Origin of the sequence: Bosea sp. (in: a-proteobacteria), from assembly GCA_023910605.1 — a bacterium.
GTDB lineage: Bacteria > Pseudomonadota > Alphaproteobacteria > Rhizobiales > Beijerinckiaceae > Allobosea.
This window is the reverse complement of record JAAVVV010000001.1, coordinates 3,602,318-3,616,214: the sequence shown is the minus strand read 5'-3', so window position 1 is coordinate 3,616,214 and position 13,897 is coordinate 3,602,318. Positions and strand designations below refer to the sequence as shown.

General features: G+C 68.4%; 15 protein-coding genes. 7 read left to right on the top strand and 8 right to left on the bottom strand.

Features of this window, described 5'->3' with window-relative positions:
* Window positions 1–63: 63 nt before the first annotated feature.
* The 6 genes from HEQ16_17435 (at window position 64) to HEQ16_17410 (ending at window position 7,519) form a co-directional block, all read left to right on the top strand.
* Window positions 64–1,296 (top strand): divergent polysaccharide deacetylase family protein, encoded by a 1,233-nt coding sequence (locus HEQ16_17435; GenBank protein MCO4055792.1) that lies wholly within the window; start codon window positions 64–66, stop codon window positions 1,294–1,296.
* On the top strand, window positions 1,293–1,808 hold the full coding sequence (locus tag HEQ16_17430) for an RNA pyrophosphohydrolase (protein ID MCO4055791.1): 516 nt from the start codon (window positions 1,293–1,295) through the stop codon (window positions 1,806–1,808). Before HEQ16_17435 ends, HEQ16_17430 begins: the two co-directional genes overlap by 4 nt.
* A 24-nt stretch (window positions 1,809–1,832) precedes the next feature.
* Window positions 1,833–2,204 carry a phosphoribosyl-ATP diphosphatase gene (gene hisE / locus HEQ16_17425; GenBank protein MCO4055790.1) on the top strand — a complete coding sequence of 124 codons (372 nt, stop codon included), beginning with the start codon at window positions 1,833–1,835 and terminating at the stop codon, window positions 2,202–2,204.
* Between the two features lie 204 nt (window positions 2,205–2,408).
* A complete protein-coding gene (locus HEQ16_17420) occupies window positions 2,409–3,068 on the top strand; it encodes a TetR/AcrR family transcriptional regulator (protein ID MCO4055789.1) in 660 nt (219 codons plus the stop codon).
* 13 nt (window positions 3,069–3,081) lie between these two features.
* The gene (locus tag HEQ16_17415) at window positions 3,082–4,329 is read left to right on the top strand and encodes an efflux RND transporter periplasmic adaptor subunit (GenBank protein MCO4055788.1); all 1,248 of its coding nucleotides are present in this window, start codon (window positions 3,082–3,084) and stop codon (window positions 4,327–4,329) included.
* Window positions 4,330–4,339: 10 nt separating this feature from the next.
* Window positions 4,340–7,519 carry an efflux RND transporter permease subunit gene (locus HEQ16_17410; protein ID MCO4055787.1) on the top strand — a complete coding sequence of 1,060 codons (3,180 nt, stop codon included), beginning with the start codon at window positions 4,340–4,342 and terminating at the stop codon, window positions 7,517–7,519.
* A gap of 31 nt (window positions 7,520–7,550) precedes the next feature.
* On the opposite strand, the gene HEQ16_17405 is transcribed toward HEQ16_17410, so the two are convergent.
* The 6 genes from HEQ16_17405 to HEQ16_17380 all read right to left on the bottom strand — a co-directional run bounded on the left by HEQ16_17405 (window position 7,551) and on the right by HEQ16_17380 (window position 12,135).
* Window positions 7,551–8,453, bottom strand: a complete 903-nt coding sequence (locus tag HEQ16_17405) for a DMT family transporter (GenBank protein ID MCO4055786.1) — start codon at window positions 8,451–8,453, stop codon at window positions 7,551–7,553.
* On the bottom strand, window positions 8,453–8,767 hold the full coding sequence (locus HEQ16_17400) for a DUF190 domain-containing protein (GenBank protein MCO4055785.1): 315 nt from the start codon (window positions 8,765–8,767) through the stop codon (window positions 8,453–8,455). The genes HEQ16_17405 and HEQ16_17400 overlap by 1 nt, the downstream gene beginning before the upstream one ends.
* A 10-nt stretch (window positions 8,768–8,777) precedes the next feature.
* On the bottom strand, window positions 8,778–9,722 hold the full coding sequence (locus tag HEQ16_17395; GenBank protein ID MCO4055784.1) for a sodium-dependent bicarbonate transport family permease: 945 nt from the start codon (window positions 9,720–9,722) through the stop codon (window positions 8,778–8,780).
* A 138-nt stretch (window positions 9,723–9,860) separates the two neighbouring features.
* Complete coding sequence (locus HEQ16_17390) at window positions 9,861–10,400, bottom strand: NUDIX domain-containing protein (GenBank protein MCO4055783.1); 540 nt, start codon at window positions 10,398–10,400, stop codon at window positions 9,861–9,863.
* Window positions 10,397–11,356: a threonine/serine dehydratase gene (locus HEQ16_17385; protein MCO4055782.1), complete on the bottom strand. Its 960-nt coding sequence runs from the start codon at window positions 11,354–11,356 to the stop codon at window positions 10,397–10,399. The genes HEQ16_17390 and HEQ16_17385 overlap by 4 nt, the downstream gene beginning before the upstream one ends.
* A complete protein-coding gene (locus HEQ16_17380) occupies window positions 11,353–12,135 on the bottom strand; it encodes a DUF429 domain-containing protein (GenBank protein ID MCO4055781.1) in 783 nt (260 codons plus the stop codon). The genes HEQ16_17385 and HEQ16_17380 overlap by 4 nt, the downstream gene beginning before the upstream one ends.
* 124 nt (window positions 12,136–12,259) lie before the next feature.
* Here HEQ16_17380 and HEQ16_17375 point away from each other — a divergent pair, with 124 nt between their 5' ends.
* The gene (locus tag HEQ16_17375) at window positions 12,260–13,138 is read left to right on the top strand and encodes a CoA ester lyase (protein MCO4055780.1); all 879 of its coding nucleotides are present in this window, start codon (window positions 12,260–12,262) and stop codon (window positions 13,136–13,138) included.
* A 3-nt stretch (window positions 13,139–13,141) separates the two neighbouring features.
* On the opposite strand, the gene HEQ16_17370 is transcribed toward HEQ16_17375, so the two are convergent.
* Both HEQ16_17370 and HEQ16_17365 read right to left on the bottom strand, forming a co-directional pair.
* On the bottom strand, window positions 13,142–13,510 hold the full coding sequence (locus HEQ16_17370) for a cell division protein ZapA (GenBank protein MCO4055779.1): 369 nt from the start codon (window positions 13,508–13,510) through the stop codon (window positions 13,142–13,144).
* Window positions 13,511–13,548: 38 nt separating this feature from the next.
* Window positions 13,549–13,875, bottom strand: coding sequence for a DUF4164 domain-containing protein (locus HEQ16_17365; protein ID MCO4055778.1), 327 nt, complete (start codon window positions 13,873–13,875; stop codon window positions 13,549–13,551).
* Window positions 13,876–13,897: the final 22 nt, after the last annotated feature.

The following is a 13,897-nucleotide window of genomic DNA, read 5'->3' as shown; positions in this document are numbered from 1 at the left end:
TCACAGTGCTGCCACACAGAGGTCTCTGATTCGCGCCATTCGCTGGCGCTTTGGGGCTAAGCTTTGGTTGATCTGCCCTCATCCGATCTGCAGAAGCCACTGGGCGCGCCGCGCCCGGCCAAGCGCGCGCGCCGCTTTCCGCGCTGGCTCGGCTATGCTCTGGGCGGCTCTCCATTCGCCGTGCTGGCTGCGGCCGGCGTTTATGTAGGGCTGTCGAGCCATCCCGATGGCGGGCGGCCTGTGGCCGTCTCTCCCATCACCGCTCCTGCCACGCAGCGCGCGCCGGGCGCGACGTCCTTCGGCGTCTCGGCCGGCGATGCAGCCGAGCCTGCGCCAGAGGAGCGCGCCCAGTCCACGGCCAGCGAGATGGAGAAGGAGGCCGGGGTCAAGGTGCTGCGGCCGGGCGGCGCGGATACGCCCAACTCCGTGGTGATCCGGGTGCCGGATGCCAGCGCGGTGCGCCTTGCGCCAGCGCCCGACCGGCGGCTGAGCGAGCGTACGCGCAACGGCATCCTGCCCCGCGTCGGCGAGGATGGCGCGCGGGCCTGGCAGGTCTATGCGCGCCCGGTGCCGGGCGAGGTGCCGACCCAGCCGCGCATCGCCATAATTCTGGGCGGGCTGGGCATCAGCGCCTCCTCGACCGCGGACGCGATCGCACGCCTGCCTGGCGAGATCAGCCTTGCCTTCGCCCCCTATGGCAGCGAACTCGAAAAGGCGACGACGCGGGCGCGCGCCGACGGGCACGAGATCTTCCTGCAGGTGCCGATGGAGCCGTTCGATTATCCGGACAATGATCCGGGGCCGCACACGCTGCTGACGGGGCCTGCGAGCGGCGAGAATGGCGAGCGCCTGCGCTGGGTGATGAGCCGCTTCAGCGGCTATGTAGGGATCGTCAACTTCATGGGCGGCCGGTTCATGTCGGACGAGGCGGCCCTGTCGCCCGTGCTGCGCGAACTCGCCGAACGCGGCCTGATGGTGATCGATGACGGCTCGTCGGGCCGCAGCGTCATGGCGCCGCTGGCCGGCGGGCTCCGCACCCCCGCCTTCAAGGCCGAACTGGTGCTGGACCTGACCCAGCGCGCGGACGCCATCGACAAGGAGCTGGCCCGGCTCGAGCAGATCGCCCGGCAGAAGGGCTTCGCCATTGCGTCCGCCTCGGCGCTGCCGCTCACCATTGAGCGGCTGGCGCGCTGGAGCCGCACCCTGGAGCAGCGCGGCTTGCGCCTGGTGCCCGTGAGCGCAGCAGTGCAGGGCGGCCCGGCCGCCAAGGCGCAGACCACCGGCTCTTTGCGATGACAGGTGTCGAGGCCGCGCAGGAGGGCTACCGGCCCTGCGTGGGCATCGCGTTGTTCAATCGTGAAGGCAAGGTCTTCATCGGCCAGCGCATCGGCTTTTCGGGCGATGAGGGCTGGCAGATGCCTCAAGGCGGCATAGACGAGGGCGAGGCGCCGCTTGCGGCCGCCCTTCGCGAACTGCGCGAGGAAACCAGTGTGGCCTCGGTGACGTTGCTGGGCGAGGTGGCGGAATGGTTGGCTTACGACCTGCCTGCCGACGCCCTGGGCAGCTCGTGGAACGGGCGCTGGCGGGGCCAGACCCAGAAATGGTTCGCCTTCCGCTTAACGGGAGACGAGGCCGAGATCGACATCGCCAGCCCCGCCGGAGGGCACAAGGCCGAGTTCGGCGCCTGGCGCTGGGCGGAGCTTGCCGAGGTGCCGGCACTGATCGTGCCGTTCAAGCGCGGGGTCTACCAAACTCTCGTTAAACAGTTTGCCGGCTTCAGTAAACGGGCCTATTGTCACGCAACTTAAACATTTGAAGTCGATATTGGACGTATGAGCGATTCGGTCGACAGGCTTTATCAGGCGGTTCTGGCGGCGCGCACGCGCGATCCCGCCTTCTCGCGCACGGCCAAGCTCATCCGCGAAGGCATGCCGAAGATGGCCAAGAAGCTGGCCGAGGAAGCTGTCGAGGTGGGGCTCGATGCCGTGCAGGGCAACCGCGAGGCCGTCATCCTCGAAAGTGCCGATCTGATCTACAACCTGATTGTGGTCCTGGCCGAGGCCGGCATCACGCCCGACGAGGTCTGGCGCGAGATGGACCGCCGCGAGCAGCTTTACGGCATGGCCGAGAAACTGCCGAAATCGGGCGGCGAACCCGGGGGCAATCGCCCCGTGGCATTTCCAAGGCCCATCAAGCTGCGCTGAATCGAGGCGCCGCCTCCGCCCTGTGCCGAGGGCTTGTGAGCATCTGCGCGTCCGCATGTCGCGCCGGCGGTCGTGCCGCATTTGAAAAACCCGCTCGCCATGAACCAGAGCCCGTGATAGGTCATCAATGGGAATGAACGTTCATTCTCATTATGGCACAGCGGGGTTCGGCTCGCCTGCCCCAATGCGGAATCGGAACTCTCCATGAGCCATCATGCCGTCCCGCCGGCGACCGATCATCGCACGCGCATTCTCGACGCCGCGCATCGGTGCTTCGTGCGTTCGGGCTTTCACCGGGCCACGATGCAGGCTGTCGCGGCAGAGGCGGGGATGAGCGCGGGCAACATCTATCGTTATTTCGCGTCCAAAGATGCGATCATCGCGGGGCTTTCGGCGCGTGACAGGGCCGATCTGGCCGCTTCTTTCGCGGGGCTGAACGTGGCGGGCGACCTGATGGGCGCCTTCGTGGCGATCGGCGAGCATCATCTGGTGCGCGAGCCGCGCGAGAAGATGGTGTTCCTGCTTGAACTGTGGGCTGAATCAGCCCGCAACCCTGCCATCGCGGAGATCTGCCAGGATTGCGAAGCCGACATTCGGGGCTGGATCACGGGCTTCCTCACCCGGCTTGTCGAGCGCGGCGAGGCTGTGGCCGACATCGACGTGCCGGCGCTGTCGAGCCTGCTGATGTCGATGGCCGACGGACTTCTCGCCCGTCGTGCCCGCGAGCCGGCTTTCGCCCCCGCGCCGCATGTGCAGCAACTCGCCGACGTGCTGCGCCTCGCCTGCGCTGGGCAGATGCCATCCCTTCTGCAGACGCCGGGCAGTGCTGGCGCCGCCCACGGTCCGGGCGTTCGTCATGATTGAACGGAGTGTTCCCGTGAGCCGCTTTTTGCCGATGTCCCTTGCAACTCTCCCGGCGTTTGGCCGGCGCGCTTTGCGTCGCGGGTTTGTTGTGGCGGCTCTCGCAGGGGTCATTGCATGCCCCGCGCTGGGCCAGCAGGGCGCGCCCGTTCCGGCTGCGCCGCGCCCGCCGAGCATCACCGTGGTGAAGGTCGAGCGCACCGAGGTGGCAGCGACCGTGCTGGTCTCCGGCAACATCGTGGCGCGCGAGGAGGTGCTTGTGCTGCCGCAGGTGGACGGCCTCGCCATTCTCGAGATCCTCGCCGAGGAGGGCGACCAGGTGGAGGCGGGCCAGGTTCTGGCCCGGCTGAACCGCGCCGCGCTTGACGTGGCGCTGGAGCAGAACGCGGCGAACCTTCAGCGCGTCACGGCCACGATCGCGCAGGCACGCGCCCAGATCGTCGAGGCCGAGTCCAACCGGACGCTGGCCAACAACGCCCTTGCCCGCGCGCAGGCCCTGCGCGGCGAAGGCATCACCAGCGCCGACGCCTTCGAGCAGCGGCAGGGCGCGGCGCGCAGCGCCGAAGCGCGGCTCACCGCATCGGTGCAGGCGCTCGCCATCGCGCAGGCCGAGCTGGCTTCGGCGCAGGCGCAGCGCAGCGACATCGGGCTGCGCATCCAGCGCAGCGAGATCAAGGCGCCGCGCGCCGGCGTCATCAGCCGCCGTAACGCCCGCCAGGGCGCGATCGCGGGCATGGGCTCGCCCGAGCCGCTGTTCCGCATCATCGCGGATGGAGCGGTCGAGCTCGAGGCCGAGGTGCCCGAGGCGGACATTCCGCGCCTCACGATCGGCAAGCCCGTACAGGTCACGCGGGCCGGCATGAACCAGCCGATCGCAGGCCAGGTGCGTCTTATCTCGCCGGAGGTGGACCGGCTGACGCGGCTTGGCCGCGTGCGCATCTCGCTGCCCGTGGCGGCGGCAGGCTCCATCGGCGCCTTCGCGCGCGGCCTCATCGAAATCGACCGGCGCGTGGGCCTGACGGTGCCCGTCTCGGCCGTGACCTACCGGCGTGACCTCGCAACCGTGCAGGTGGTGGAGAAGGGCAATGTGGTCCGCAGCCGCATCGTGAGGATCGGGCTCGCCGGCGAGGGCAAGGTCGAGCTGATCGAGGGCGTGCAGGAGGGAGCCACCGTCGTGGCGCGCGCCGGAACCTTCGTCCGCGATGGCGACGTCATCACGCCCGTGCCGGCAGTCGACCGCACCAGCGCCATCACGACCCGTTGAGGAGCGGCTGATGAACATCAACTTCTCCGCGTGGTCGATCCGCAAGCCGGTCCCCTCGATCCTGCTGTTCTTCGTGCTGTGCGTGCTCGGCATCATGAGCTTCGTCAACCTGCCGGTGACGCGCTTCCCCAACATCGACATCCCGCTCGTCTCGGTCACCGTGACGCAGTCCGGCGCGGCGCCCGCCGAGCTCGAAACGCAGATCACCAAGCGCGTCGAGGATGCGGTGGCGAACATCGCCGGCGCCAAGCGCGTGATCTCGACGCTCACCGACGGCACATCCCAGACGCTGATCCAGTTCCGTCTGGAGGTGAATTCGGACAGGGCCCTCAATGACGTCAAGGATGCGATCGCGAAGATCCGCGCCGACCTGCCGCGCGGCATTGACGAGCCGATCATGCAGAAGATCGACGTCGAAGGCCAGTCGATCCTGACCTATGCCGCCTCCTCGCCCGGCAAGACGCTGGAGCAGCTGTCCTGGCATGTCGACGACGTGATCACGCGCGAGCTTCAGGGTCTTAAGGGCGTCGGGCGCGTGGACCGCTATGGCGGCGTCGATCGCGAGATCCGCATTTCGCTCAATCCCGACAGGTTGCTCGCCCTCGGCATCACGGCTGCGGAGGTCAACCGTCAGGTGCGCGCCACGAACGTCGACCTGGCGGGCGGGCGCAGCGAGATCGGCGGGCAGGAGCAGGCCATCCGTACGCTGGCGGGGGCGCGCAGCGTCGAGCAGCTTGCCGACGCCAAGATCGTGCTGCCTGGCGGACGCGAGGTGCGCCTGCGCGAGCTTGGCAGCGTGGTGGACAGCAACTCCGAACCGCGCAGCTTCGGACGGCTCAACGGCCAGCCTGTCGTCTCGTTCGCGGTGTTCCGCTCCAAGGGAGCGAGCGAGCTCTCGGTCAAGCATGTCGTCGAGCGGCGGCTGAACGAGCTGCGCGTGAGCTATCCCGACGTGCAGATGCAGCTCATCGACGATGCCGTGGCCTTCACCTATGGCAACTACAAGTCCGCGATGACGACGCTGCTCGAGGGCGCGGCGCTGGCAGTGCTGGTGGTGCTGCTGTTCCTGCGCAACTGGCGCGCCACGCTGATCACGGCGGTGGCGCTTCCTCTCTCGGCCATTCCGACCTTCTGGGCCATGGACCTGATGGGCTTCTCGCTCAACCTCGTCAGCCTGCTGGGCATCACCCTGGTGACGGGCATCCTGGTGGATGACGCCATCGTCGAGATCGAGAACATCGTCCGGCACATGAAGATGGGCAAATCGCCCTATCGCGCCGCGATGGAGGCGGCCGACGAGATTGGCCTCGCGGTCATCGCGATCACGCTCACCATCGTGGCCATCTTCGCGCCGGTGTCGTTCATGCCCGGCGTGGCGGGGCAATACTTCAAGCAGTTCGGCCTGACGGTCGCTGTCGCGGTGCTGTTCTCGCTGCTGGTGGCGCGGCTGATCACGCCCATGATGGCAGCTTACCTGATGCGCCCGGTGAAGCATGTGGAGCACAAGGACGGCTTCGTGATGCGCGCCTATCTGTCGCTCCTCGCCTTCACGCTGAAGACCTGGCGCTTCGGGCCGGGCCGCTTCAAGGTTCCGGTGTCGAACGCCTACTTCACCCTGATCATCGGGGTGGGCTTCCTGGTGGCGTCGGTGTTGGCGACCGCCCTGCTGCCCACGGCGTTCATCCCCGACGAGGACAATTCCCGCATCGTCGCCAACATCGAGCTGCCTCCCGGCTCGACGCTGGAGGAAATGCGCCGCACCACCGACCAGATCGTGGCGCGGCTGCGTGAGGCCCCCGAGATCCGCCATGTCTTCGCGCTTGGCGGCTCCTCCGCCACAGGCCAGCGCGAGGTGCGGCGCGCAGCGCTGTTCATCCGGCTGGTGCCGAAGACGGAGCGCAAGATCGCGCAGAAGGACTTCAAGGCCATCGTCGCGGACCGGCTGGCGGAAGCGCCGGATGTCCGCGCCTGGTATGTGAACGAGCGCGGCGAGCGTGAGATGGCTTTCTCGATCATGTCGCGTGACGGCGAGGCCCTTTCCGAAGCCGTGGCGCAGCTCGAGGCACAGATGCGCCAGGTGGAGGGCTTCCTCAACGTGGCCGCCACCGGCGCGCTGTCGCGTCCGGAAGTCCGGGTCCGGCCGCGTCTCGAACAGGCGGCTGAGCTTGGCATCACGCCTGAAGCCATCTCCGAGGCCGTGCGCGTCGCCACGATCGGGGATGCGGGCGCCAATCTCGCCAAGTTCAACACCGGCGACAGGCTGGTGCCGATCCGCGTGCAGATCGAGGAGGAAGCGCGCACCGACATGGCGCGGCTGATGTCGCTGCGCGTGACCTCGGCGACGGGGCGGTCCATTCCGCTCAGTTCCGTCGCCGACATCAGCTTCGGCGAGGGTCCGTCCTCGATCGATCGCTATGACCGCGTGCGCCGCTCCTCGATCGGCGCCGACCTCAAGCGCGGGCTGCCGCTTGGCACGGCCCAGGACATCTTCAACGGAATCGTCCGGGAGGTGGGCCTGCCCGAGGGCGTCTGGGTGCAGGTCACGGGCGATGCCGAGATCCAGGGCGAGGTGGCGCAGGGCTTCATCAATGCGATGGGCACCGGCCTGATGATCGTGCTGGCCGTGCTGATCCTGCTGTTCGGCTCGGTCTTCCAGCCCATCACCATCCTTCTTTCGCTGCCGCTCTCCTTCGGCGGCGTCGTGCTGGGCCTGCTCGCCACCAACAATGCCGTCTCGATGCCGGTCTATATCGGACTGCTGATGTTGATGGGCATCGTGACCAAGAACGCGATCATGCTGGTCGATTTCGCTGTCGAGGCGGAAGCCAAGGGCATCGACCGGCGCGAGGCGCTGATGGATGCCGGCCACAAGCGTGCGCGGCCGATCGTCATGACCACCATCGCCATGGCCGCCGGCATGTTGCCGTCAGCCTATTCGCTGGGCGATGGCGGCGAATTCCGCGCGCCCATGGCGATCGCTGTGATCAGCGGGCTGCTGGTGTCGACCGTGCTGAGCCTTGTGTTCGTGCCCGCCTTCTACACGGTGATGGATGACCTCAGCCGCCTTGTGAGCCGCATGTTCGCACCGTTCCTCGGCAAGCGCGAGGATGAGAGCGCCTGGCGCCATGACGACCATCAGGCGACGGCCCTGCCCGATAACGTCAAGCCGTTGCGGCACGCGGCGGAGTAGCAAGCCTGCGGCGATATCCGTGGCGGGGCGCTCAGCCCCTCCGCGCCATCACGAGAGCGGCGAGGATAAGCGCGCCGCCGAGGCTCTGCAGCGCCGTGGGCGCCTCGCCAAACACCGCGAAGGCGGCGAGCGTCGAGACCATGGCCGGATAGATCAGCACCACGGCCGCCAGCGAGGGGCTGACCCCGCCAAGGCCCACCGTGATCAGGCCCTGACCCAGCGCGTGGGAGATGACGCCGAGCGCGATGACGGCCAGCCAGCCGTGAAGGCTCTGCGGCAGGATGGTTTCCCCCAGCAGCAAGGCCACGGCGAGGCACGCCACCGCGCAGATGGCTGATGAGGTGAGGCTGATCCAGGCCGAGGAGCCCGTCCGCCGGGCGCGCTGTATCGCGATGAGATAGAGAGCATAGGAGAATGCCGCGCCCATACCTGCCAGGTCGCCCAGAAGCACGCCGCCCGCCAGATTGTCCGGCTTGATCAGCAGCGCCATCCCCACGCAGGAGAGCGCCAGCGCGCCCAGCACCATGCGGCTTGGCTTGTCGCCCAGGAAAAGGATGCCGATCGCGGCCAGCATGATCGGGGCCGCGTTGCCCAGCAGCGATGCCTTGGCGATGGTGGTGAGTCCCACCGCGACATGGAACAGGTAGACATCGAGCGCAAAGGCGAGGCCAGCAAGCGTGACCGCCGCCCAGGGGAGCGCGTGCGTCGGCATTCCTGCCGTCCGTGCCGCCCGCTTGCCGGAGCGATCGCGCAGGGCCCAGGCCGCGAGGAAAGGCAGGGCGAAGGCCATGCGCCAGAAGCCGAGCGCGGAGGGTCCCACATCGGAAAAGCGCACGAAGATCGCCGAAAAGCCGATGGCCGTGGCGCCGATCAGCAGCGCCGCCAGCGCGCGGCCTGCGCCTGGCCGCGCGGCGGCGATGCTGCGGGCCGGCATCAGAAATGATCCGCCCGGATCACCTGCACATCCGAGACGGTGACGATGCCGATCTGGCGGGCCAGCACGGAATAGACCCGCTCCAGCACGGCGTCTGCCTTTGCGGCGTCGACGATCGAGATCACCATCACCAGTCGGCCTGCATCGCCCGCCAGGCCCTCGGCGCTCCAGGCGCCCTCGCGGCCGGAGCCCGCCAGCACTGGCACGATGGTGTAGCCGGTGACTCCGGCCTGATTGAGCCTGTCGGTGAGGCGGTGCAGGGCAGGGGCTTCGAGGATGATCTCGATGCGCTTCTTGAGATGTGTGACGACCATGGTGGCCTCCTCAGAGCCCGACGCGCTGGGCCAGCGCAAGGTAGAGCGGAATGCCGAGCGCGAGATTGAAGGGGAAGGTCACCCCGAGCGACAAGGTGAGATAGATGGCCGGCTTGGCCTCGGGCAGGGCCAGCCGCATCGCGGCCGGCACGGCTATGTAGGAGGCCGAGGCGCTGAGCGTGATGAACAGCGCCGCCCCACCCACCGACAGGCCCAGCGGCGCTATGGCGAAGGTCGCCAGAGCAGCAGACAACAGCGGCATCAGGATGCCGAAGGCCAGCACGGGCGGAGACAAATGCCGCGCGCCCTCACGCATGCCGCGCCCTGCGACAAGGCCCATGTCGAGCAGGAATAGGCACAGGATGCCACGGAACGGATCGATGATGAACGGGGCGATCATGGCGAGGCCCTTCGCGCCCGTGGCCCAGCCGATGAGGAAGGAGCCGACCAGCATCACCACGGAGGAATTGAGCCCGACCTCGCGGATGAGCGCGCCCGCGCTTTCGCCCTCGGTCTCCTTTCCGGGTCCGCGCGCGCGCCGCGCCAGAAGCAACGCCGAGAGGATGGCGGGCGTCTCCATCACCGCAGCGACCGCAACCAGAAAGCCCTCGAAGGGCAGCCCCTGTCCCTGCACCGCCTCCGTGGCGGCGACGAAGGTGACGATGGAGATCGAGCCGTAATGCGCGGCAACCGCCGCCGCATCGACCGCGGGCAGCCGTGACGTGGCCCTGAGCGCATAAAAGCCGATGACCGGAATGATAAAGGACAGGATGACCCCGGCCAGCATGACCCAGAGCATGAGCGAGGTGAAGCCCGACTTGGCCACCTCGGCCCCACCCTTGAAGCCGATGGACATCATCAGATAGAGCGCCAGCGTCTTGGCCACGGCCTCGGGGATGGTGAGATCCGAGCGCGCCAGCGCCGCGGCGAGGCCGAGCGCGAAGAACAGAACCATGGGGGACACGAGGTTCTGCGTGGCGAGGTCAAGGAAGTTCAAGCCTGCGGTCTCCTCAGCACGGCCGGCGCGGAAGGTGGCCAGAGCAGCGGATGCCGCCGCCGGCTTATCCCGCAGCTAGCTGTCAGGGGCGGGAAGTCAACCGCCAAGGCCCAGATCGATGGGCACAACCGGCAGCGCACCTGTGGCAAGCCGCCTCGCCAGGGCGAGCACCGTCGCGGGGATCAGCACTTCGCCGCTGGCCGCGAAGGCGTCCGGCGCCCACCAGCGCACGTCGAGCACCTCGTCCTGGTCGGTCTCGGCGAGCCGCGTCGTGTCGAAGCCCGACCCCGGCGCGCGCACGAGGAAGTAACGCTCGCGGCAGAAGGCGGCGCGCGTGAACAGGTCGTTGAACGCATCACGCTGGGCCACCTCGCCCAGCAGGGGCAGGCCAGTCAGCCCGACCTCCTCCTCCATCTCGCGCAAGGCAGCCGCTTCCGCGCTCTCGCCGGGCTCGATGCCGCCGCCGGGGGTGAACCAGAAGCTCGACAGCCCCGGCCAGGAGCGCGACTGGCGCTGCGTGGCCGCATAGCGGATCAGCAGGATGCGGTCCTCCGGGTCGAGAATGATCAGCCGCGCCGTGGCGCGCTCCGCCACTGGGGCAGGGTTCGCTCCGGGCGCCGCCGTGCCGGCGCTCATGACAGCGTGTCCTGCAACTTCTTCAACTCGACATTGGCTCCGCAGAGCAGGATGCCGACCCGCTCGCCGGGCGCCGGCTGATAGGCCCCGCACAGGATGGCGGCGAAGGCTGCGGCGCCGCCGGGCTCGGCGGCCAGGCGGAAATCCTGCCACAGCGTCTTCTGCGCCAGCGTGATGGCGTCATCGGGCACGAGGGCGACGTGATCGACCGTCTGGCGGCAGACATCAAGGACAAGCTGCCCGACATTGCGCGCGCCCAGCGAATCGGCGGCGACGGACTGGACGGCGACGTCGACCGGCGCGCCGGCTTCGAGCGCCGCATGCAGCGCCCGCGAGCCCTCGGGCTCGACGCCGATGACGCGGGTGGAGTGGCCGGCCCACCAGGCCGCCGCGCCGGAAATCAGACCCCCGCCGCCGACGGCGATGAGCACGCTGTCAAGCGCCGGGCCGGCGCCAAGCTGCTCGTCCCACTCGCGCGCCAGCGTTCCCTGGCCCGCGATCGTCTCCACCGAGGAGAAGGGATGGACCCTCAGCGCGCCTGTCACGGCGATGTGGGCGTCGCAGGCCGCCTGGGCATCGTCATAGCGTGCGCCCCCGATCACGATCTCCGCGCCGAAGCGGCGGATCGTCTCGATCTTGGCAGGGCTCGAGATCTGCGGCACGAAGATGCGGGCCTTGTGGCCGAGCTGCATCGCGGCATAGGCCACGGCGGCGCCGTGATTGCCTCCTGAAGCGGCTGCTACGCCAGCCTCGGGCACGCTGCGCGAAAGCAGGTTGTTGAAGGCTCCGCGAGGCTTGAACGAGCCGGCATGCTGGAGGAGTTCCAGCTTGAGCATCGGGACCCAGTCCCCGCCCAGCGCGCCGCGCTCCAGCTCCACGATCGGCGTGCGGCGGATGCGCCCGCCGATGCGGGCGGCTGCGTCATTGATGTCTGTGCGGTAGACGGGGCTGGTCATGAGCTCGGGCCTTGGCGAGGAGAAACCGAGCTTTGCGGCATGGGAGCCCAGATCGCAATCGGGATGTTGCAGGCATCGCTTGCGGGCGGCGCAGGCCAGGATTGCGCCCGGCCATGGGCGATGGCGCGGGCGGTGGCGAGGCAGGCGAGCGCGTCGAGCATATCGTCCTGGCCTGCGCCGCGCGGCGCGGCCCTGGCGAGCGCAACTGCACCGATGCCATGGGCTTCCAGCAAGCCGGCGCGCAGCGCCATGCCATCGGGCCAGGGGCTGCCCTTGATCTTCTTGGGCTGGCCGAGGGCGCGGCCTGCGTTCAGCGCCCAGAACACGACCTCCGGATGGCTTTCGAACAGCATGGCCCTCGCCGATTCGTTCTCGAGAAGCAGCGTGTCGATCTCCCGGATGCGGGGGAAGAGCATGAAGCCTTGCTTCGAGACCTTGCGCGGCGGCTCTGACCGGGCCGCTGCCTCGGCGCAGGCGCTCACATAATCCGCTGCATAGATCGCGGCGCGGGCCGGGATGGAGAAGACAGAGGATTGGCGCGCACCGAGCAATGGGCGAACCAGCCGCTCGGGAGCACGCCCGTTCCCCTCGATGCGCTCGGGCAGGCCGATCGGCATGTCGACCGCAATGATCGTGGGCGCCTCGGGCGCTTCCAGCACCTGCGCAAGGCGCCGGATCACGCGGATGCGGGGAGCTGTGATGTCATCGGCCGGCGCAAGGGCGACGATCCAGCCCGCCGGGCAGCCATCCACGCCTGCGATCCAGTTTGCTCCAGCCATTCACTGTTCTTATCCACAAGACCGCGCGGCCGCCAGGAGCCACAGACATGGCGAGCTGCCAGGGCTTTGTCTACTCTGTCCTCCCGAGCAGCCGTCATCCAATTCGGCTGTCGGGAGGCCTGGTATGATCCGCCCACGGCGAAGCGCACTCTATCTTCCGGCTTCCAACGCCCGGGCCATCGAGAAAGCCCGAACGATCGACGCGGATGTCGTGATCTTCGACTTCGAGGACGCGGTCGCGCCCGAGATGAAGACGGTCGCCCGGGAACTTGCCCAGGCGGCGCTGGCGAGCGGCGGCTATGGGCGCCGTGAAATGGTGATCCGCACCAATGCGCCCGGGAGCGTCTGGTTCGAGGACGACCTGGCCATGGCCGCGCGGTCGGGGGCCGATGCGGTGCTCATCCCCAAGGTTTCCGATCCCGCCGATCTTGCGCGTGTGGGCGCACGCCTCGGCGCGTTCGGCGCGCCGGAGCGGCTCAGGGTCTGGGCCATGATCGAGACCGCCCGTTCGATCCTGCGTGCAGAAGCGCTGGCGGCCTGCGCCCATGACCCCGCCACGCGGCTCGCCTGCTTCGTGATCGGCACCAATGACCTGGCCCGCGAGACCGGCGCGAGGCTTGTGCCGGGCCGCGAGCCGATGCTGCACTGGCTTTCGACCGCGCTTCTGGCCGCGCGGGCGCATGGGATCGCAATTCTGGACGGGGTCTATAATGACTTCCGCAATCTTGAAGGCTTTGCGCGCGAGGCGGACCAGGGGCGCGACATGGGCTTTGACGGCAAGACGCTGAACCATCCCACCCAGGCGCCCATCGCCAATGTGGTCTATGCGCCGACCCATGGCGAGGTCGCCCGGGCAAGGGCCGTGATCGCGGCCTTCGCCTTGCCCGAAAACCGGGACAAGGGCGCCATCGCGCTGGATGGCGTGATGGTGGAGCGGCTCCACGCGGAGATGGCCGCGCGGCTGCTGGCGCTTCATGCCGCGATTCTCGGCGAGGCGCCGTGAGCGTCAGCCGGCTGGCGCAGGCGCGAGGGACCGCGCCACCTTCTCGATGCGATCGGCAGCCGAGGCGATGGCGGCGGTGGCCACGCGTTCCACCTCGCTGGCCCGGCTCTCGGCGGAGCCCGCATCGCCCTTGAGAGCGTCGAGCTTCTGCTCAAGGCTTTCCACCCGCCTCTTCATCTCCGACATCTCGTCCGCGATCATGAGCGCCGCCATGACATGAAGGCGCATGTCGCCGAGCTCGCCAAGGCCCTTGCGCATGTCCTCGATGCGGGAGTCATACAGTGCGGCCAGGCTTTCGAGGTGCGCCTCCTCCCCGTCGCCGCAGGACATGCGGTAGACCTTGCCGGAGATCGTGACGGTGACCTGCCCCATGGTGGAGATCCTGCTTCAAGCGGGTTAGCGGGCTGGCATCAGTGGCCGCGTGCCGGGCCGCCATCGGCGCGGCCCTGAGAATCTTGCGGCTCCTCGCCGAGGACGGATTGGATCGCCAGCATGGCGCGGTCAAGGCGCTGCACCGCGTCGTCGGCAGCCGTCTCCACCGAGCGCAGGCGCGAGAGCGCGCCGTCGAGGTCCGTGGCGAGACGGGCGCGATCATCCTGCATGATTGCAAGCTCCGTCTCGAGATCGCCGCGGCGGCGTTCGAGGTCGAGCTTGCGCTGCGCCGCGGCCTCGAGCTGGCCAAGCGATTCGTCGAGGCTTTGCAGAGCGTATTCGAGCGATGACGTGGTCACCTGCATGATCCCTCGGGTGGATGGCGGG

What these genes read in the sequence shown, in the direction of transcription:
- HEQ16_17430 (MCO4055791.1), top strand. Translation starts at nt 1,293, where the DNA reads ATGACAGGTGTCGAGGCCGCGCAGGAGGGCTACCGGCCCTGCGTGGGC.
- hisE (MCO4055790.1), top strand. Translation starts at nt 1,833, where the DNA reads ATGAGCGATTCGGTCGACAGGCTTTATCAGGCGGTTCTGGCGGCGCGC.
- HEQ16_17420 (MCO4055789.1), top strand. Translation starts at nt 2,409, where the DNA reads ATGAGCCATCATGCCGTCCCGCCGGCGACCGATCATCGCACGCGCATT.
- HEQ16_17410 (MCO4055787.1), top strand. Translation starts at nt 4,340, where the DNA reads ATGAACATCAACTTCTCCGCGTGGTCGATCCGCAAGCCGGTCCCCTCG.
- HEQ16_17405 (MCO4055786.1), bottom strand. Translation starts at nt 8,453, where the DNA reads ATGCCGGCCCGCAGCATCGCCGCCGCGCGGCCAGGCGCAGGCCGCGCG.
- HEQ16_17400 (MCO4055785.1), bottom strand. Translation starts at nt 8,767, where the DNA reads ATGGTCGTCACACATCTCAAGAAGCGCATCGAGATCATCCTCGAAGCC.
- HEQ16_17395 (MCO4055784.1), bottom strand. Translation starts at nt 9,722, where the DNA reads ATGGTTCTGTTCTTCGCGCTCGGCCTCGCCGCGGCGCTGGCGCGCTCG.
- HEQ16_17390 (MCO4055783.1), bottom strand. Translation starts at nt 10,400, where the DNA reads ATGAGCGCCGGCACGGCGGCGCCCGGAGCGAACCCTGCCCCAGTGGCG.
- HEQ16_17385 (MCO4055782.1), bottom strand. Translation starts at nt 11,356, where the DNA reads ATGACCAGCCCCGTCTACCGCACAGACATCAATGACGCAGCCGCCCGC.
- HEQ16_17380 (MCO4055781.1), bottom strand. Translation starts at nt 12,135, where the DNA reads ATGGCTGGAGCAAACTGGATCGCAGGCGTGGATGGCTGCCCGGCGGGC.
- HEQ16_17375 (MCO4055780.1), top strand. Translation starts at nt 12,260, where the DNA reads ATGATCCGCCCACGGCGAAGCGCACTCTATCTTCCGGCTTCCAACGCC.
- HEQ16_17370 (MCO4055779.1), bottom strand. Translation starts at nt 13,510, where the DNA reads ATGGGGCAGGTCACCGTCACGATCTCCGGCAAGGTCTACCGCATGTCC.
- HEQ16_17365 (MCO4055778.1), bottom strand. Translation starts at nt 13,875, where the DNA reads ATGCAGGTGACCACGTCATCGCTCGAATACGCTCTGCAAAGCCTCGAC.